15 protein-coding genes are annotated in these 19,355 nt (G+C 39.6%); 11 read left to right on the forward strand and 4 right to left on the reverse strand.

The features are described 5' to 3' along the window. The first annotated feature begins 44 nt into the window (after window positions 1-44). Together miaA and hfq are read left to right on the forward strand one after the other, a co-directional pair. The gene (gene miaA / locus J7Q84_RS04265) at window positions 45-977 is read left to right on the forward strand and encodes a tRNA (adenosine(37)-N6)-dimethylallyltransferase MiaA (RefSeq protein ID WP_209093202.1); all 933 of its coding nucleotides are present in this window, start codon (window positions 45-47) and stop codon (window positions 975-977) included. Between the two features lie 41 nt (window positions 978-1,018). After that, on the forward strand, window positions 1,019-1,243 hold the full coding sequence (gene hfq, locus J7Q84_RS04270; RefSeq protein WP_209093203.1) for an RNA chaperone Hfq: 225 nt from the start codon (window positions 1,019-1,021) through the stop codon (window positions 1,241-1,243). Window positions 1,244-1,276: 33 nt separating this feature from the next. Here hfq and J7Q84_RS04275 read toward each other — a convergent pair whose 3' ends face one another. Further along, a complete protein-coding gene (locus tag J7Q84_RS04275) occupies window positions 1,277-2,269 on the reverse strand; it encodes a tyrosine-type recombinase/integrase (RefSeq protein WP_209093204.1) in 993 nt (330 codons plus the stop codon). A 178-nt stretch (window positions 2,270-2,447) separates the two neighbouring features. On the opposite strand from J7Q84_RS04275, the gene spoVK reads away from it, so the two are divergent. Beyond that, window positions 2,448-3,395 carry a stage V sporulation protein K gene (gene spoVK / locus J7Q84_RS04280; RefSeq protein ID WP_209093205.1) on the forward strand — a complete coding sequence of 316 codons (948 nt, stop codon included), beginning with the start codon at window positions 2,448-2,450 and terminating at the stop codon, window positions 3,393-3,395. A gap of 154 nt (window positions 3,396-3,549) precedes the next feature. Beyond that, window positions 3,550-4,134, forward strand: a complete 585-nt coding sequence (locus J7Q84_RS04285) for a poly-gamma-glutamate hydrolase family protein (protein WP_209093206.1) — start codon at window positions 3,550-3,552, stop codon at window positions 4,132-4,134. 20 nt (window positions 4,135-4,154) lie between these two features. On the opposite strand, the gene J7Q84_RS18520 is transcribed toward J7Q84_RS04285, so the two are convergent. From J7Q84_RS18520 to J7Q84_RS04290, 3 genes are all read right to left on the reverse strand, one after another. Then, entirely contained in the window at window positions 4,155-4,289 is a 135-nt protein-coding gene (locus tag J7Q84_RS18520; protein WP_280635558.1) for a hypothetical protein, read from the reverse strand. A gap of 18 nt (window positions 4,290-4,307) precedes the next feature. After that, a complete protein-coding gene (locus tag J7Q84_RS18525) occupies window positions 4,308-4,442 on the reverse strand; it encodes a hypothetical protein (protein ID WP_280635559.1) in 135 nt (44 codons plus the stop codon). 89 nt (window positions 4,443-4,531) lie between these two features. Beyond that, window positions 4,532-5,161, reverse strand: coding sequence for a trimeric intracellular cation channel family protein (locus J7Q84_RS04290; protein ID WP_209093207.1), 630 nt, complete (start codon window positions 5,159-5,161; stop codon window positions 4,532-4,534). Between the two features lie 98 nt (window positions 5,162-5,259). Here J7Q84_RS04290 and hflX point away from each other — a divergent pair, with 98 nt between their 5' ends. From hflX to J7Q84_RS04325, 7 genes are all read left to right on the forward strand, one after another. Continuing rightward, window positions 5,260-6,540, forward strand: coding sequence for a GTPase HflX (gene hflX, locus J7Q84_RS04295; RefSeq protein WP_481747533.1), 1,281 nt, complete (start codon window positions 5,260-5,262; stop codon window positions 6,538-6,540). Window positions 6,541-6,543: 3 nt separating this feature from the next. Next, window positions 6,544-7,830 (forward strand): methionine gamma-lyase family protein, encoded by a 1,287-nt coding sequence (locus J7Q84_RS04300; RefSeq protein WP_209093209.1) that lies wholly within the window; start codon window positions 6,544-6,546, stop codon window positions 7,828-7,830. 247 nt (window positions 7,831-8,077) lie between these two features. After that, a complete protein-coding gene (locus tag J7Q84_RS04305; RefSeq protein ID WP_209093210.1) occupies window positions 8,078-8,479 on the forward strand; it encodes a MerR family transcriptional regulator in 402 nt (133 codons plus the stop codon). Between the two features lie 61 nt (window positions 8,480-8,540). After that, window positions 8,541-9,875 (forward strand): type I glutamate--ammonia ligase, encoded by a 1,335-nt coding sequence (gene glnA / locus J7Q84_RS04310; protein ID WP_209093211.1) that lies wholly within the window; start codon window positions 8,541-8,543, stop codon window positions 9,873-9,875. 295 nt (window positions 9,876-10,170) lie between these two features. Then, window positions 10,171-14,277 carry a S8 family serine peptidase gene (locus J7Q84_RS18530; RefSeq protein ID WP_209093212.1) on the forward strand — a complete coding sequence of 1,369 codons (4,107 nt, stop codon included), beginning with the start codon at window positions 10,171-10,173 and terminating at the stop codon, window positions 14,275-14,277. Window positions 14,278-14,745: 468 nt separating this feature from the next. Next, the gene (locus J7Q84_RS04320) at window positions 14,746-18,264 is read left to right on the forward strand and encodes a S8 family serine peptidase (protein ID WP_209093213.1); all 3,519 of its coding nucleotides are present in this window, start codon (window positions 14,746-14,748) and stop codon (window positions 18,262-18,264) included. A gap of 479 nt (window positions 18,265-18,743) precedes the next feature. Next, window positions 18,744-19,352, forward strand: a complete 609-nt coding sequence (locus tag J7Q84_RS04325) for a hypothetical protein (RefSeq protein ID WP_209093214.1) — start codon at window positions 18,744-18,746, stop codon at window positions 19,350-19,352. The last annotated feature ends 3 nt before the right edge of the window (window positions 19,353-19,355 follow it).

Below are 19,355 nucleotides of genomic sequence, written 5' to 3' on the forward strand. Positions count from 1 at the left end.
TCAGATGTACTACTTTACATAAATCAATAAAGAGAGTGAGTGCTATGGGAGAAAAGAGGGAAAAAGTTGCCGTGATTATAGGGCCGACAGCGGTTGGGAAAACAAAACTCAGCATTGAAGTTGCCAAACGTTTGAACGGTGAAATTATAAGCGGAGATTCGATGCAAATATACCGCCATATGGATATCGGAACAGCTAAAGTGAAGCCGGAAGAAATGGATGGAATTCCTCATTATATGATTGACATAAAAAATCCGACTGACTCGTTTTCAACTGCAGAGTTCCAGTATCTTGTTAGGGAACATATTCATGACATTTCAAAGAGAGGGAAGCTGCCCATTATCGTAGGAGGTACAGGTTTATACATTCAATCTGTACTGTTCGATTATCAATTTTCTGAAACGAGAGGGGACGAAGTATTTCGAAGAGAACTGGAACAGCTGGTTGAAGAAGAGGGAGCCCAGGCTGTGTTTGCTAAACTGGAGGCGATAGATTCCGCAAGTGCAGAGCGGATTCATCCTAATAATGTAAGGCGGGTAATACGAGCGCTTGAAATTTATCATACAACAGGAAAAACGATGACCGAAGGATTGGAAACACAAGAAAATAATCTATTGTATGACATTGCATTAGTCGGGTTAACAATGGATCGAACGAAATTATATGACCGCATTAATTATCGAGTCGATTTGATGATGGAAGAAGGATTATTTGAAGAAGTCAAGCAGTTATACGATAATGGGATAAAGGACTGTCAGTCTATTCAAGCTATCGGTTATAAGGAGTTATACGAGTATTTCGAGCAGAAAACCACACTGCAAGATGCGGTAGAGGCATTAAAAACAAATTCCCGCCGCTATGCAAAGCGTCAATTGACTTGGTTCCGTAATAAAATGGACGTGACTTGGTTCGATGTAACTGATGAAGAAAAAAAAGAAGAAATTTTACAATACATAGAAGGAAAGCTACAACTTTAGTCGAATAAAATACAGGTAGAGAAAAAGAGGAGGATTTTACCATGAAGCAATCAATCAACATTCAAGATCAATGTTTAAACCAGCTTAGAAAAGATAACACGTTTGTTACCGTGTACTTACTAAATGGATTCCAACTTCGCGGTTTAATCAAAGGATTTGATAATTTTACAGTTTTGCTGGAAACCGAAGGTAAGCAACAGTTAATCTATAAACATGCTATTTCCACTTTTGTTCCGCAAAAGAACGTATCCATTGAATTAGAATAGTTGTACATAAAAAACCCTCTGTGCAAGAGGGTTTTATTTTATGGCTTCTTGTTCCTTTTTAGCAAAATCATAGTAACGTTTTAAAGATAGCTTTGTTTTAAAACCGACTCGTCTTATAATTTCTTGTTCGCTTACGTTTTGCTGAATTAAGCGCAAAATAAAGGTATTTCGTAAGTGCTGTCCCGATAATCCTTTTCGCAACCCCGCTCGTGCTACCTCTTGCCTAATCATTTTCTGAACTGCGATTTCCGTCAGTGCTTTTGGAGCATCATTTTCATACACCCATCGATATGTATTACGGTTAAAATCAAAAGCTACAAACAGCGGATCGTTTGTGTGATATTTTGGTCTGACTGGCTCAGGTATCGTTTTGTAATACGTATAGAGCTTCTTCTTGTCTTCTTCTGTTAATGCAATCGTCCGTGCAATACCAGAAACAGGGGGGACTGTCAGTGTATTATTTTCAAAGTGTACATGTTGCATAGTTAAATATACAAGCTCCTGCAGCGCTAGCCCGTAATCTAAAAGAAGCATAATGATACAGACATTCCGGTCAATGAGAAGCGGTCGTGCTGGAAGTTGTTTTTCTGTTAACCCCTCCATTGAAACAAGAATTTTTTTAAATCTTTCTTCTTCTTCTGCCGTGATAAAATCATCCTTATGCAACCCGCGGTCAGGGTGAATAGTCATTTCCATATCCTTCAGCGGATTGGTGATGTCGGTAGAGGTGAGTTGCAGGAACTGATAGAGGCGATTCAAGACGATAAAGACGCGGTGCAGAGTTTTTTCCGAGTAGTGTCGTTCATGTTTTAATTCAAAAAAATAATTTTCATAGTCTTTTGTATGAAGAGAGGACCATATATTGTTAGAAGAAAGATTTTTATTTCGCTCCAGCCAGGTGAAGTAGTCTTCTACGTCGTACATATAACGTCTGATTGTCGATTGCTTTCTACCCTTGCTGGTTAGATAAGCAGCAAAGGAATGTACTGTATTCGCTAATTCTGGATGAGTAATTCTCGAAGCCATCATATCACCACCTTCAACGTTTTAATAAATTATAACAGAAAATTAAGGAAAATAAAGTAAAAACCTATAGAGTGGCAGGCGGGGAATATGAAACAAAGTATTATTTCTTGGGAAAGCGCAAAAAACGACAATGAGCAACATGAATATAGGATTTTTGTTCGTAAATGGGGGGAGAAGCGTGGAGCAATCGATGCGTAAAAAAAATAATAATCAAATCAATATCGTTTTGAATCATAGGCAGAAAATCCCGGTTCCCGCTGAAAAACCGCAAGCCGCATTAACGGAAGAAACAGTTTCCAAGCATGAGATGCTGCAGCAAATTGAAGAGGAAATGAGCAAGCTTGTAGGAATGACAGATATCAAAAAAATTGTAAAAGAGATTTATGCATGGATCTACGTGAACAAAAAAAGACAGGAAATGGGACTTAAAGCAGAGAAGCAGGTGCTTCATATGCTATTTAAAGGGAACCCAGGAACAGGAAAAACAACTGTAGCCCGCATTATTGGGAAATTGCTTCATCAGATGAACATTTTATCAAAAGGTCATTTAATTGAAGCAGAGCGTGCCGATTTAGTTGGAGAATACATCGGACATACAGCACAAAAAACGAGAGATCTTGTCCGAAAAGCGATGGGTGGTATTTTGTTTATTGATGAAGCCTATTCCCTCGCTCGCGGAGGAGAAAAGGATTTTGGAAAAGAAGCTATTGACACGCTTGTCAAACATATGGAGGATAAACAGCATGATTTCGTTCTTGTGCTTGCCGGATATTCGCGAGAAATGAATCATTTTTTGTCACTTAATCCAGGATTGCAATCTCGGTTTCCGTTCATCATTGAGTTTCCTGATTATACAGTAAACCAGCTTATCGATATTGGAAAACGAATGTATGAGGATAGACAGTATCAGCTGACGAAAGATGCAGAGTGGAAGCTGCGGGACCATTTAAATGCCGTAAAATACTCCTCTACTATCACAACTTTTAGCAATGGTCGTTATGTGAGGAATATTATTGAGAAATCAGTACGGAAACAGGCAATGAGATTACTGCAGCAAGACAGTTATGATAAGCATGATTTAATGAATATTCAATCAGAAGATATTTTATTTGAAGAAGAACATTGAGTTTCTTAAAAGAGGAGAAGACATACAGGCAAGCTGTGTGTCTTTTTTCTTGTGGTTTTTACTCTAAGACAAAGTATAAGTGCAGCATAACAGCCAGATTATAAGCAAGGGGAGCTCTCGCAGAAGGCAGTTTCTTAAGAAAGGGGAAATGAGTATGCAAGAATATGCGAATTTTTCTGAGCTTGCTGCACACAACGCAGAAGGGATAGACTATTTGATTCATATCGCAGTCAGAAATCCTGATATTGTAATATTGGCGGTGCATGGAGGAAAGTTAGAACCTGGAACTAGTGAACTAGCGAAAGAGTTAGCAGAACAATTACAAGCAACCTCCTATTGTTTTATTAGTTTAAAGGAAGGATGGGATTTGCATTTAACCTCTGCCCGCTTTGATGAACCGCGTTGTGTGCGATTAGTGGAGCGAGCGGCAGTTACCGTATCCATTCACTGCGCCAAAGGTTATGAACTGTATACGTATGTGGGAGGTGTTGATCAACAACTGCTGGATAGAATTCATGAAAGGTTAGTAGAAAACGGTTTTAATGTAAAAATTCCACCCGAAAGGTTGAATGGTAATCATCCCCGTAATATTGTGAATCGAAATAAGAGAGGAAGGGGAGTGCAGCTGGAGATAACGGAGGGGCAGATTCGTGAGCTGCTGAAGAACAAAGAGCAGTTCTATATCTATTGCAATATACTTGCTAGAACGATTTATACATATGTAAAGAGGACACGATGAGCTTTCGTGTCCTTGACAGTCTATATTTTGGTGTTGCTTTTCTTCGCGCGTTCTTCCAGTTTTGCTTTCGAATTATGGTTCGCTTCGTTTGGAGCATGACCAGATGGACTTACGCTCGCTTCTACTAGTCCTCTATGCCCATTGCCTTTTGCCATTGTATTTCCACCAGGATTTTATTCTGTTGCTTTTTCTTGATACGCTTCATGAGCCTTTGCCATTTTTCTGCTTTTAGAGTAAGCAGAATCAGGTGAGTGCCCAAACTGTCCGACAGAACTTTTTTGCGCCCCTTTTTTCGTATGCTTGCCCATAGTAACACCCCCTTCTAGAAGTAGTATTTGCATTTTCTTGCACTTCATGAATCAAACAAGGTGTCTGCTCTTAGACAGACACCTCATTGTTACATGCTTTGTTTTTTCAGTGAAGGATTTGAAGCAATGTTTCGAATTGGCAAATGCCATTTGAAGTAAATAGACATCATACGACAGAGGACAATTATGGCGAATAAAATGTATAATTCCAGTGAACTTTTTGCAATGCCAAATCCAATAGCTGCCCCTGCGATAATTGTCCAGAGTGCATATACCTCTGCACGGAGAACGAGTGGTTTGCGCTTGGCTAAAATGTCACGGATAACTCCTCCGCCAGTACCTGTTAATACTGCTGCTACAATGGTAGCGCTGATTGGTAAGCCGAGCTTTTGGGCATACAGTGCACCTTGGATCGCAAATGCTGAAAGTCCGATTGCATCTGTAATATGTTCCCAGCGTTTCCAATGCTTAATTAATTTATTAGGAAATAAGAAGATGATGGTCATTGACAATAAAGCAATTTGAAATAACATATCTTGTTTCCATAATGAATGAATTGGATATCCTATTAATAAATTGCGCATGGCTCCTCCGCCAAACGCTGTTGCCATCCCTAATATATATACCCCAAAAATATCATAATCTTCTTCCATCGCTACAATAGCGCCGCTTACTGCAAATGCAATTGTCCCGATGATGCTAAACATTTCCCATGTCATTCGTGTGTTCCTCTCCTACTATAAACTAGATGATTTTTATTTCCTTTGTTATTATAATAGATGGATTAAGTTTCGAAAAGAAAGAGTGACGATATTTGATACAAGAAAATAAAGTAAAAAAAGAGAAGGCTATTTTAGTCGGCTGTCAGCTGCCGAATGAAGACGATGAACGTTTTACATACTCAATGGAAGAGCTGGCTTCCTTAACAAACACGGCACAAGGGGAGGTTCTGTTGTCTGCAACGCAAAAGCGTCCAAGATTCCATCCTGCGACATATATTGGAAAGGGAAAGCTGGAGGAATTGGAAGCTTTAGCGGAAGAATTGGAACCGGATGTTATTATTTTTAATAATGAATTAACTCCAAGTCAAATTCGGAATTTATCGGCTCACTTTGAAGCGAAAGTGATTGATCGCACCCAATTAATACTAGATATTTTTGCACAGAGAGCAAAATCAAGAGAAGGGAAGCTGCAAGTTGAGCTAGCTCAGCTTCAATACGCACTACCTCGCCTTGTCGGTCAAGGACACGCGTTGTCTCGTTTAGGCGGCGGAATCGGAACGAGAGGACCTGGCGAAACCAAATTGGAAACAGACCGCCGTCATATTCGAAGTCGTATTGATGAAATTAAACAGCAGCTTTCCATCATTGTGCAGCATCGTAAACGATATCGTGAGCGCAGGAAGGAAAATAATGTGTTCCAAGTATCCATTGTTGGATATACCAATGCTGGAAAGTCTACAATTTTTAACCGCTTAACTGCGGCTGATACATTTGAGCAAAATCTACTGTTCGCCACGCTAGATCCGACTACGCGCAGGATGCAGCTGCCTTGTGGCTATACAGTCTTATTGACAGATACAGTAGGCTTTATTCAAGATTTACCGACTTCGCTGGTGGCAGCGTTCCGTTCCACATTAGAGGAAGTGAATGAAGCAGACTTTATTTTACACGTCATTGATTCATCAGATGCGAATTATGCTGGTCATGAACAAACTGTAACTGCACTTCTGAATGAAATGGAAGTAGAACACATTTCTTCTTTAACGGTATATAACAAAAGAGATATACAGCACCCCTCTTTTTTGCCGACGCCAAAAGGAGAATCTGTTATTATTAGCGCATTTGATCCAGGTGATTTAGAGCATCTGAAAAACAAGATTGAAGAAGAAATGATTAGGCTGATGAATCCATATTATGCAGAAATTCCAGCATCAGAAGGAAAGCTTTTGTCACTTTTGAAAACAGATACTGTGCTTAAGCACATCATATTTAATGAAGAGACAGGTTTGTATGAGTGCAGCGGATATGTATTTTCAAATTCACCGCTTAACGGGCCGATAAAGAAATATACAACAAGAAAAGGAACTGAGGAATAAAGTATGTTAACGAATTTAAAGCATGGGCAAATAATTGCTCCAATTATAAAAGAGGCAGAAGAAACAATTCGGGAGATGCATAGCCGCATTGATGAGGTTATTGAAAGCAATCAGTATCGTGTACTGGAAAGCTACCGAAAGCATAAAATAAGCGATGCTCATTTTATACCGACAACAGGATACGGCTACGATGATATTGGACGTGATACGTTAGAAAAAGTATATGCTGATGTATTTGGAGGGGAAGCAGGGCTTGTGCGCCCGCAAATCATTTCAGGTACACATGCCATCTCAACGGCATTATTTGGGGTTTTACGTCCTGGAGATGAGCTTCTGTACATTACAGGTAAGCCGTATGATACGCTGGAAGAAATTGTAGGGATTCGCGGCAAAGGAATCGGTTCATTTAAGGAATTTAATATTGGTTACCGTGCCATTGAGTTAACGGAAGAGGGGCAAGTGGATTTTCAAGCTGTAAAGGAATATATCCATGACGATACAAAGATGATTGGGATTCAACGTTCGAAAGGATATGCGACACGCCCCTCTTTCACTATAGAACAAATAAAAGAAATGATTGATTTTGTGAAAAGCATCAAGCCTGATGTGGTTGTGTTTGTAGATAATTGTTACGGAGAATTTGTAGAGGAGCAAGAACCTTGCCACGTTGGTGCAGATTTAATAGCAGGGTCGCTCATTAAAAATCCAGGCGGAGGCATTGTAAAAACTGGAGGGTATATCGTCGGAAAAGAAAAGTATGTAGAAGCGTGTGCGTATCGACTTACTTCACCGGGAATTGGAGCAGAAGCAGGCGCATCCCTATATAGCTTACAAGAGATGTATCAAGGATTCTTCCTCGCTCCGCATGTCACAGGACAAGCATTAAAAGGCGCTGTTTTTACAGCAGCAGTTCTCGAAAAGCTAGGAATGAATACGTATCCGAAGTGGAATATGCCACGTACGGATTTAATTCAATCTGTGCAATTTGATGACGCGGAACGTATGATTGCGTTTTGCCAGGCAATTCAATTTGCTTCACCAATCAACTCTCAATTTACGCCATACCCGAATTATATGCCGGGCTACGAAGATGACGTCATAATGGCAGCAGGTACGTTTATTCAAGGAGCGAGTATTGAATTATCAGCAGATGGGCCTATCCGTCCTCCGTATGTGGCATACGTGCAAGGAGGACTTACTTATTCGCATGTCAAAATTGCAATTTGCTCCGCTATTGATGCATTGATGGAAAAAGATTTGCTTACAATAGAAAACGTATTTCATTCATAAAAGACTGCATAAGCAGTCTTTTTTCTTTAAGATGAATTAGAAAATCATTTAAATCGAGGAGGTTTTTACAAATTTTTAATGAATAGGTAATGTAATCATACAATTACACACCTATCATAGGATAAAGAGTGAGAGGACAAGTACATAAAATATCTTGTGAAAATTATGTTAGATAACCTTACATTTGTTGACGCTTTACATAACATGATATAAAATATAATCATGTTAATGAGAAGGAGGAACTGACTTGAGTAACATCGAAAGACGTTCAACTCCATTATTTCCTATAGGAATCGTCATCTCCTTGACTCAATTATCTGCCCGACAGATTCGGTATTATGAAGAACATGGACTGATCTTTCCCGCTCGCACAGAAGGGAACCGCCGATTGTTTTCATTTAACGATGTTGATCGGCTGTTAGAAATTAAGGATTTGATCGAACAAGGGCTCAATCTTGCTGGAATTAAGCAAGTACTGCAGATGAAGGCTGAAGGAGAAGTACATGTAGCAGAAAAGCAAGAAGAAAAACCGCATCAACAGCTATCAGATGCGGAACTTCGCAAATTGCTGCGGGATGAACTTCAGCAGGCTGGACGATTTAACCGTACGTCTTTAAGACAAGGTGATATGTCACGGTTTTTTCACTGATACTTTAGTTGTTTCATTAAATCAATATAGATATAAATCAAGGATTGGGAGGAACTGGATAATGGCAAAATATACAAAAGATGATATTTTCCGCATGGCGCAAGAAGAGAATGTGAAGTATATCCGTTTGCAATTCACGGACCTTTTAGGAATTATTAAAAATGTGGAAATCCCGGTAAGTCAGCTAGAAAAAGCTCTAGATAACAAGATGATGTTTGACGGATCTTCTATTGAAGGTTTTGTGCGCATTGAAGAGTCTGACATGTATTTATACCCGGATTTAGACACATGGGTAGTTTTCCCGTGGACAGCAGAAAAAGGAAAAGTAGCTCGTCTAATCTGCGACATTTACAATCCAGATGGAACACCGTTTGATGGTGACCCTCGAAACAACTTAAGACGCATCTTAAAAGAGATGGAAGCACTTGGCTTCACTTCCTTTAACCTTGGGCCAGAGCCGGAATTCTTCTTATTTAAAGTAGATGAAAAAGGAAATCCGACATTGGAATTAAATGATAACGGCGGATATTTCGACCTTGCTCCTACAGATTTAGGGGAAAACTGCCGCCGTGACATCGTGCTTGAGCTAGAAGAAATGGGCTTTGAAATCGAAGCATCTCACCATGAAGTGGCTCCGGGTCAGCACGAAATCGATTTCAAATATGCTGATGCAATCAAAGCATGTGATGATATCCAAACATTCAAGCTTGTTGTAAAAACAATTGCTCGTAAGCATGGCTTGCACGCAACATTCATGCCAAAACCATTATTCGGAGTAAACGGATCCGGCATGCACTGTAACTTATCCTTATTCCGTGGAAACGAGAATTCCTTCTTCGATCCGAACGGAGACTTACAATTAAGTGAGACAGCACGCCATTTTATCGCAGGTATCGTGAAGCATGCACCGAACTTTACAGCAGTAACGAACCCAACGGTAAACTCGTATAAGCGTCTTGTTCCTGGATATGAGGCACCTTGTTATGTTGCTTGGTCTGCTCGTAACCGCAGTCCGCTAATCCGTATTCCAGCTTCCCGCGGCTTAAGCACACGTGTAGAAGTGCGCAGTGTAGATCCTGCTGCTAACCCATATTTAGCAATGGCAGTATTGCTTGCGGCTGGTCTTGATGGCGTGAAAAACAAATTGGCAGCTCCAGCTCCAGTTGACCGCAATATCTATGTGATGACAAAGGAAGAACGTGAAAAAGCAGGTATCGTAGATTTACCAGCTACACTGGCTCACGCATTAGATAACTTAAAAACAGATGAAATTATTTGCAGTGCATTGGGTAACCACTTATTAGAACACTTCATTGAAGCGAAGGAAATTGAGTGGGATATGTTCCGTACGCAAGTCCACCAATGGGAACGCGACCAATACATGAGCATTTATTAAGAAGGAAAAGCCTTGACACTACTCGTGTCAAGGCTTTTTTGTTGTGAGTACAATCGCTTGTATACTAGTCTTTTATCCGAAAATTTTGTTTTTGAAAAAATTATTTTAAAAAAATGAAAATTCCTCAAATTTTACAAATGTTAAAAATTTGGTACATAAGGATTTTATTGTACATATCTATAGTAATATCCTTTTAATAGAGTGAAAATTTATAAAATTATTCCAATTGAAATTAATTTAAAGAATTTGTAAAATAATAATATATAAATTTGTCGAATAAAAAGGATGAGAAAATTTGAGTAAAAGTAGAAGAAGTGTAACGAAACAAGCTACAGTTGTAGCGTTAAGTGCAGGCCTTCTGATTGGACCTGCTGCAAATATAAACTATACCTCTATTGCACATGCGCAGACCAATACAACGGCAGAGAGCGTATTAGCAAAACTAACGCCAGAACAACGCGAAGCACTGCAAAAATTAGAGAATCGAGAATTGAAAACAGGATTACAATTATCACGGGATGTGGATTTGACAAGTAATGAAGAGGTAACGGTGATCGTCGAGTTTAAAGACTTTCCTGCAAAGGTAGCCCAAATTGCAAAAGCTGTCAAAGGAGAAACGCTGTCTCTTACACAGGCGAAAGAAAACGTGGAAAAATCACATGCCCAGTTCAACAAAGATCTGCAATCAAAAGTAGGAAAGACGAAATCAGGCAAGGATGCTTATCAAATTAAATATACCTATAAAAATTCCTTGAACGGTGTTGCGTTAACACTGCCGGCAAACCGAATTAATACATTGCTAGATTCTGATGTAGTAAAAGCTGTGTACAGTGATTATAAAGTACAATTGGAGCCGCCTGCTCAAGCAGAAGACGCGAAGGAGCAAACAAAGGTGGATAGTATCCCATTTTTAAATCTTGATAAACTGCATGACGAAGGATTTACTGGAAAAGGAATCAAGGTCGGGGTTCTTGATACAGGAGTGGATTATAATCACCCAGATTTGAAGCATGCCTATAAAGGCGGATATGACTTTGTAGACAATGACAATGACCCGATGGAAACGACATATGCTGACTGGAAAAAGTCTAATAGACAGGAAACTTCGAATGGCAGTACGTATTATACTGACCACGGTACGCACGTCTCCGGTACGATTGCGGGACGAGCAGAAAATAATTCGGACTACAAAGTCATTGGAGTTGCGCCGGAAGCGGATTTATATGTATATCGTGTATTAGGAGCATACGGTAGTGGTTTAACTACTGCAGTTCTTGCGGGTATTGATAAAGCGGTTGCGGATGGTATGGATGTGATTAACATGTCTTTAGGTGCTACAACCAATAACCCATTTTATGTAACAAGTTTGGCTATCGATAATGCAGTATTAAGCGGTGTAACCGCAGTAGTCGCAGCTGGAAATGCAGGGAACGAAATGTATACGTTAGGAGCTCCAGGAGCTGCAGCCCTTGCCTTAACAGTTGGTGCGAGTTCTGTTCCTAGTACAATCACAACCTATGAGAGTCAATTTGCAGCCGGCAGCGGTAAGGTTAGTGCGACAATGCAGTTGATGACGAAAACATGGACAGATGATTTTGGCGGGGTATCCGGACAAACGTATGATATGGTGGATGTAGGCCTAGGTGGAACGAGCGATTACACTGGAAAAGATGTCAATGGCAAAGTCGCATTTATCCAGCGCGGCACGTATGCGTTGATTGAGAAAATGAAGTATGCAAAGGAGCACGGAGTGGTAGGTGTCATTATCTACAATCTAAATGCTGACGAAGGGCATATTCCGTACTTCTTAGGAGAAAGCAATGATAATATTCCGACATTCTCCATGACTAATAAAGATGGACTAGCGGTTAAAAGCTTGTTCGCAAATGGTGTACCAAAGGTTACGTTTGGAGCGACAGGTAAAGCAGAACTCCTTGGTGATGAATTGACAAACTTCAGCTCCAGAGGACCATCCGGTACATTATACGATATTAAGCCAGAAGTCACAGCACCAGGGGTAGATATTTTATCGACAGTCCCTTCTTATATTGGGAACAAAGAGGATACTTCTGATTATTCCTCTGCATATTTAAGAATGTCTGGTACATCGATGGCGAGTCCACATGTAGCGGGTATTGCAGCATTATTACTGCAGGCTCATCCAGAGTATACGCCAGGCGATGTGAAGTCTGTACTGATGAATACAGCGGATCCATTAAAGAGTCCGTACAGTGTATTTGAAGTAGGGGCTGGTAGAGTCGATCCGATGCAAGCCATCCATTCTGATATGATTATTAGTGTACAAGATGAAACGCCTTACATTGAGAATGGCGAGGAAAAAATGATTGCAGAACAAACAGGCGGTATCAGCTATGGCTTCGTTCCTATGGAGGCAGATAAGAATTATACAAAAACTACGAAACTATCATTTGCCAATAGCGGGAAAGAAAACAAAAAGTATGAGCTGTCTGTAGAATACAATGTGGGTGCACGAGGATCGTTAGATGCGAAGAAAAACGGTGTGACAGTACAGGTACCAAATACACTTAAAGTGAAGAAGAACAGCACAGAACAATTAACTGCATTTCTAGTGATTCCGAAAACGGCTCAAAAAGGCATCTATGAGGGATATATTAATATTCAAGAGAAAAACAATCCAGAAGAAAGCTACCGCATTCCATTTGGAGTAAAGGTGGTGGAAGAAGGATTGGGTTACTTTGATGTGTACACAAAGAGTATTTCCACGAATCGTATAGTCAATCCATTCAGCAGAAAGGGTACGGATTTAGACTTTATACTAAACTCACCGATGGAAACATTAGACTGGATATTAGTCGATCCGAAAACGAATAAAGATTTAGGATTGATTGCTACTGTTGATGCGACAGTTGCAGCTGTTGATACGTATTATTATATAGAAGACTTATTTTACGGCAGATACTATCCGTTTACAGGAAATGCGAAAAAACCAATTGGGTATGTTTCTGAACTGGCGCCGGATGGAATCTATGACATTAAAATGATTGGAACCAATCCAGCAGGCAAGCAGTTTGTCAGAACATCAAAAGTAAGCATTGATAACACTGGTCCTAAAATCATCTTTGATAATACAAATGCGATGCCAAAAGGAGACCTTCCATTTGTAGAATTGGCAGAAGGCCAAGACACAGTAACTGTTTCCGGAACGCTATTGGATTCTGAAATCAGCCAAACACAAGCAGTGGGCATTCCTCTTTCTCAGGCGAATAATAAAGTGTTTTATGGAACAAACGGACCATCTTATTATACGAATGTAGATAAGAATGGCAAGTTTAGTCAAGAAATTAAACTCACTTCGTCTTCTTCTATTTCTAGCATCCAGTATGCAGGAGCAGACTTTGCGGGAAATACAGCTTTGCCAAAAATAGTATATTATACGAAGCCAGGTGCGTCTTATGTGTATGCCAAACCAAATAAAGACGCGATAGAATTTGGGGATAAAATAACGTATACATTCTATGCACATAATTTACGACAAGCCAACACGCTTTCGTTAAATATGTACTATCAAAGTAAATATGTGGACAGTGTTGAACTCAAAAAGGGACAAGGTTTACCAGAAGGATCCGAACTGACAACAACGACAACGGGTACAATAAGCTTAGCAACGACCGTGAACATCAGTGTTCCAGGTAAAGGAGTTGCTGGTGATGTGGCGTTATTTGATATAGAAGTGGATACAAATGCCAATGAATTCCTAAACGTATATTCGCAGATTTTTACTCCTACTACAATGCAAGTCAATAATGAAAGCGGAAATCGGGTATCAACGATTATGGGAGTAATGCCAATGTATCCGATTTACTCTAAAGCAACAGCAAAACTAAATGGTGTAGGCTTATATACTGCATCGGGTTCTTTTAACTACAGCATGGACTACACCAAAGTAGGAGCAGCGATGAAACTGCAAGATGCCAATGGTATCCTTTATGATGGAGTAATTGCAAAGGATGGAAATGTAACCTTTGCAGGATTGCCGGCAGCAGTACAAAAATATACGGTGATCATGGATATTCCCGGACATTACACAACCTATACACCGATGGAGATTGGCCGTATGGAGAACGGAATTGATATCGGAGAATGGATTACCTATCCGACAGTCGGTGCCAAACCGGGTGACATCAACAAGGATAATACAATTGATATCTTAGATGCGATCCTGCTTCAAAACAATTGGGGTACAAATAACCGTGCGACAGATATTAACTTTGATGGAACAACAGATGCGAAAGACTTTAGTTTACTGGAGAAGTATTATTTAACAGAAAATTCATTTGTGTTAGATACACCGACTCCGCAAACAGAAAAGAATGGAAAAACGATTGAGTCTATCAAGAAAGAATTAGGTTTAAGTGCTTGATTAAGCTAGAATAAGTGTAGTAATAGAAGTCTGATAACTTTATCAGACTTCTATTTATTATTAAATAAGTTATATCAGGTTGAAATGTATATCTTTTCCAAATGGAAGGAAGTTGTGAAAACAAGTCTTTATTAGCAAAAGTGTAGTAGAACCTGTTAGGACAGGATAGTAACTTCTATTCAATAAATTTTGGTTATATAAATATAAGCGAAAACTATTATTCATTTATAAAATTAATAGTATAAAATGAGATTATTAATTTTTAAATATATAGAATTTTTAGAAAAAGTAATTTAATAGTGAAAGAAGTAGCACACATGCCAAATCTCGACTAAAAAGAATTGAATGCTTCATGTTGGAAATCAGGAGTTTTTCTTAAACTCTTGATTTGCAGCATGAAAATCACTGATAGAGTTTAGACGGTATAGTAATAGAATGAGAGATTAGACTAGGAAGGGTGCAAAGAACATGAGAAACAGAAAAAGGCTTCCATACAAGGTATTTACAACAACAACGCTAGCTGCCATGTTATTTACGACAGCAGGATACGCGGAAGGAACAGAAGGAAATCAAAATACGGTCCCAACAACAGAGGACATGGCAAAGCAAAGACAACAAATCTTTATGGAAGTGCAAAATCAAGCTGAAACGGTCGATAAGCTCGGCTATCAAAATATGAAAGAAAACGACCTAGTAAAACCATATGCTCCGAATGATACAGTGCGCGTAATTGTAGAGGTGGAGGAGCCGTCTGTACAAGCGAAAACTTTAAAAAGCAAGCAGGCTCAGTTCAAGCAAAAACAAGATCAGATCATTGCGCAAATGTCCAAGAAAAAATCAATCACGAAGGTCAAGCATCGCTTTTATCAAGGGTTTAACGGATTCAGTATGGATACTGAATTTAAAAATATAAAAGAGATTCAAGAAACTCCAGGTGTTACAAATGTACATATCGCACGTACGTTCCAGCCATCTATGGGGGCAAGCAAGGAATTAGTACAAGCTCAAAAGGTTTGGGAACAATACGGCTATCAAGGAGAAGGCTTAGTTGTAGCTGTTGTGGACTCCGGTATTGACTATACGCATCAGGATATGACATTAACGGAAAAAGGGAAGCAAAACGAGAAGTGGACAAAAGACAGCATTCAAGGCAAGTTTGCGGAAACAGAAGTAAGTGAAGTATGGTACAGTGACAAAGTGCCGACGGGGTATGACTGGGCAGATAATGATACAAATGTTATTCCGAGCGGGAAAAATGCAAATCCGCATGGGATGCACGTAGCGGGTACAGTCGGTGCAAATGGTAATGAAGAGAATGACGGTGTACAAGGGATTGCACCGGGCGTACAGCTGCTTGCTGAAAAAGTATTCTCTGATAATGGCGGCGGGGCGGCCGAAGATGATATTATTGCGGGCATTCAGCACGCAGTTACCATGGGTGCGGATGTCATCAATATGAGTCTAGGTTCCGATGCAGGGTTTGTTGGAGAAGAAAATGATCCAATTCAAAAAGCAATCCGCGAAGCAACAGAACAAGGGACACTTGTAGTCGTAGCGGGAGGAAACTCTGCTTACAGCACTAAGAATAATCTGTTAGCAACTGCTGCTAAGCCATATGCGGAAAACCCGGATATCGGAACGGTAGGAGAACCTGGGGTAAGCCCATATGCCTTATCTGTAGCTTCCTATGAAAATACGAAAATCCATAGGAATACATTGGCGGAAGCCAATGGCTTACAGCTGCCGTATCAAGATCAAACGCAATATAATTTCAAGCTTTCAAAAGCACTGACACTGGGTGAGAGCTATGAAATGGTGTATGTAGGAGAAGGAAAAACGGCAGATTTTACCGGCAAAGATGTAACGGGCAAAATTGTAGTGGCAAAACCAAATCAGCCGTATTCTTCGTATACTTATATTCAATCAGAAGCAAAAAAGAAAGGTGCCAAGGCAGTAATCCTTGTTCCGCCGAATGGTGTGGCTGACTATTCTTTCTTGTATTTCAGTACTTTATTTACTCCTGCAGCAGTAACAAACCAAGAAGCAGGAAATGCGCTCATTTCTAAACTGACAAGCGGTCAAATTGTAAAAATGCAACTATCAAAGGGTACATGGGTGGACAATCCAAATAAAAATACGATGTCGTATTTTTCATCTTTCGGAGCACCGCATACGTTAGACTTTAAACCGGAAATTTCTGCGCCGGGCGGTAACATCTATTCTACAGTTCCAGGCAATGAATATGAGGTGATGAGCGGTACATCTATGGCAACTCCACATGTAGCGGGAGGCGCTGCGCTCATATTGCAATCGTTATATGAAAAAGGATTATCCCATTCAGAAGATACAGCATTAAAAGCGAAAATTGCATTAATGAATACATCGAAAATCGTGATGGATCCAAAAACAAACAGCATGGTACCATATTCTCCGCGTGTACAAGGTTCCGGCTTAATGCAAATTCAAAATGCGATTCACACACCAGCTATTATCACGAACCACAAGGCACCGCTGGAGCAAGCGGGATCGGTGGCATTAAAGGAAATTAAGGATAGCGCGGTAACGTTTACGCTGGATTTAGAAGCATTTGAAGATATTGACGTGAAGAATTTAGAGTATAACGTGTTTGTGGATGTATTGACAGATGGTACAGAAACAAAAGAATTCGACCTCGATAATGATGGGCAAACGGAGCAAAAAGATTATTTAACCTTAACAAGCAAACGCCCAGACGGTGTCTTTACTTTTGTGAACGGTGAAAAAGTAACAGATAAGCAAGGAGCATCAGTAAAAGTGAAGCCAGGACAAAAGAAGAAAGTAGAGGTAACGATACTGCTTCCGAAGAGCTTTAAGGATAATATGTTCCTAGAAGGGTTTGTACGACTTGAGCCAACAGAGAAAAATAAGGATGTGGCAGTACCGTTGACAATGCCGTACATGGGCTTCCACGGCAAGTGGGATAGCTTACAAAACCTTGACCCTGCGCCATGGGAGAAGGGTAAATTCTTAGGATACACAGTACTTTGGAATGATGAGCCGTTTTCTACAGGTACATTACCATTAGGGTATAACTCCCAAACAGGAACCTTTAATACGGATCGAATTGGAATTTCTCCAAACTCTTTCTACCCAGGAGTATTCCCGACATTCACGACGCTTCGTAACTTGGACAAGACAGAAATGTATGTGGAAAATCAACAAGGAAAAATGGTTCGTTATCTTGGTGACTTTAGTGAATATACAGGTCAGCCGTGGAAGTTCCGTAAAAATATTATGTCCTATGGCAATTATATGGTTAACGGATACTTATGGGATGTAAAAGATCAAAACGGACAAGTTGTTAAGGATGGTTCATACAACTTTGTTATTAAAACAACACTTGATTATAAAAATGCAAAGCCTCAGGTAGTGAAGCTTCCAGTGAAGGTGGACTCTGTTCCTCCTGTTGTGTCTGATATTCAAGTGCAGCCAAAAGACGGTAAATATGAAATTTCTTTCAAGGCAGCAGATAATGAAAATGGCGCTGGTTATGAAGGGGCAATCGTATGGTATAATGGCAACAAATACACGTCTACAAAGCCGGGAGAAACGTCTGTGCTTGTAAAAGAAGAGCCGAAGAGCGTTGTCGTAATGGGAATCGATTATGTGAAGAACGTAAGCTATAAGGTGTGGGGAGATTCTTCCAATATTAGCCCAGATATGCTTGTACCTAACTTTATGGTGTATCCAAATACAAAGGTTAATGCAAGCCGTCCTGCTAAGATTGTTGGATTTGCCAATACTCGTGTAAACTGGACAATAAACATTACAGACGAAAATGGCAAGGTTGTAGAACATACGGTAATTGACAATGAGCATGAAATTCACTTGAGCTGGGCGCCTGATGCGAACCTTCCAAGCGGTACGTATACCGTAACTGCTGATGCGGTAGATAAGCAAGGCTTTAAAGTATCCATGAGACCAACAACAATAACAGTAGTACAGTAATAATCATAAAAAAGCCGATCTTCTTCTGGAAGTTCGGCTTTTTTAATCGGAGTTATTTATGATTTTATGTATTTCATCTAACCGTTACCGTTTTCCCTCGGTGCATATTTAAAATTCCATTCTATACAAATATCTTATATAACTATAAACAAAACTTATTATTCGAGGTTAAAAATAAATTGTATAATAATTACATACTTTTATAAAATTATGAAATTTTGGAAAAATAATGATTCTTTTGGAAGTGATGGCGTATACTACGTTGGATAGAATGATATTTGAATGACGGATTCAAAAAAATATGGGTTACTATACATTCTATCAATATTTCCATTTTATAAATATAATATTGTTTAAATTTATCAACTTATTGAGTGGGTTGGCGTATTTTCATAAGCTAAGTTGACGGAAATGCATTGCGTCATTAATTATGTCGTGAAAACAAGTAGAACTTGTATAGATGATATGGGGGAGTAACATTGGCAGGGTACCAACAAATTCAAACTTACATTACAAATATGGACAGCAATCGTTTTGACCGTGTACTCCAAACATGTAAACAAATTTTGCAAAAGACAACGTTATTAGGTGCGGATATAGAAAAATGGATAGGTGATATTACATGGTCGACTGATGACGAGGGATTGTTCTTAATAAATTCTCCAGTATGCAGTCCGACTTTTGACTTAGGTGAGGAAAGCGGAAAGATAAAAGCAGCTTTGAGCATGTTTCAATGGAAAAAAGTGAACTGCAGAAATGTACCAGAGTGCTGGATTGAATTATCGTTTTGCTTGAAAAGTGAATTAACAGATGAGGAACTTTGCAGGATGTACAGTGCTGAAATCGAAGCTGTTATGCTGCAGCTTAGCCAAACATTCCAAGAAACAGGAGTTTACTTAACAAATGTATTGCAAGATGGAGAACCTTTTGAAGGGCTTATAATGAACAACAATGATAAGCTGTGGGATTTTCAATCAGCTTTTATTCCGAATGCTCTTATTTCGCAATATCAACATATACCTGTACATTTTGATACTTGCGTATTTTCGCATGGAATCAGCATCAAGAAAAAGCCGATTGTCTTGTAGATT

The sequence above is a fragment of the Bacillus sp. 165 genome, assembly GCF_017742235.1.
GTDB lineage: Bacteria > Bacillota > Bacilli > Bacillales > Bacillaceae_G > JAGHKQ01.

Bases quoted from the DNA above. Each gene is read 5' to 3' on its own strand.
- miaA (WP_209093202.1), top strand. From the start codon at position 45: ATGGGAGAAAAGAGGGAAAAAGTTGCCGTGATTATAGGGCCGACAGCG.
- hfq (WP_209093203.1), top strand. From the start codon at position 1,019: ATGAAGCAATCAATCAACATTCAAGATCAATGTTTAAACCAGCTTAGA.
- J7Q84_RS04275 (WP_209093204.1), bottom strand. From the start codon at position 2,269: ATGGCTTCGAGAATTACTCATCCAGAATTAGCGAATACAGTACATTCC.
- J7Q84_RS04285 (WP_209093206.1), top strand. From the start codon at position 3,550: ATGCAAGAATATGCGAATTTTTCTGAGCTTGCTGCACACAACGCAGAA.
- J7Q84_RS18520 (WP_280635558.1), bottom strand. From the start codon at position 4,289: ATGGCAAAAGGCAATGGGCATAGAGGACTAGTAGAAGCGAGCGTAAGT.
- J7Q84_RS18525 (WP_280635559.1), bottom strand. From the start codon at position 4,442: ATGGGCAAGCATACGAAAAAAGGGGCGCAAAAAAGTTCTGTCGGACAG.
- J7Q84_RS04290 (WP_209093207.1), bottom strand. From the start codon at position 5,161: ATGACATGGGAAATGTTTAGCATCATCGGGACAATTGCATTTGCAGTA.
- J7Q84_RS04300 (WP_209093209.1), top strand. From the start codon at position 6,544: ATGTTAACGAATTTAAAGCATGGGCAAATAATTGCTCCAATTATAAAA.
- glnA (WP_209093211.1), top strand. From the start codon at position 8,541: ATGGCAAAATATACAAAAGATGATATTTTCCGCATGGCGCAAGAAGAG.
- J7Q84_RS04320 (WP_209093213.1), top strand. From the start codon at position 14,746: ATGAGAAACAGAAAAAGGCTTCCATACAAGGTATTTACAACAACAACG.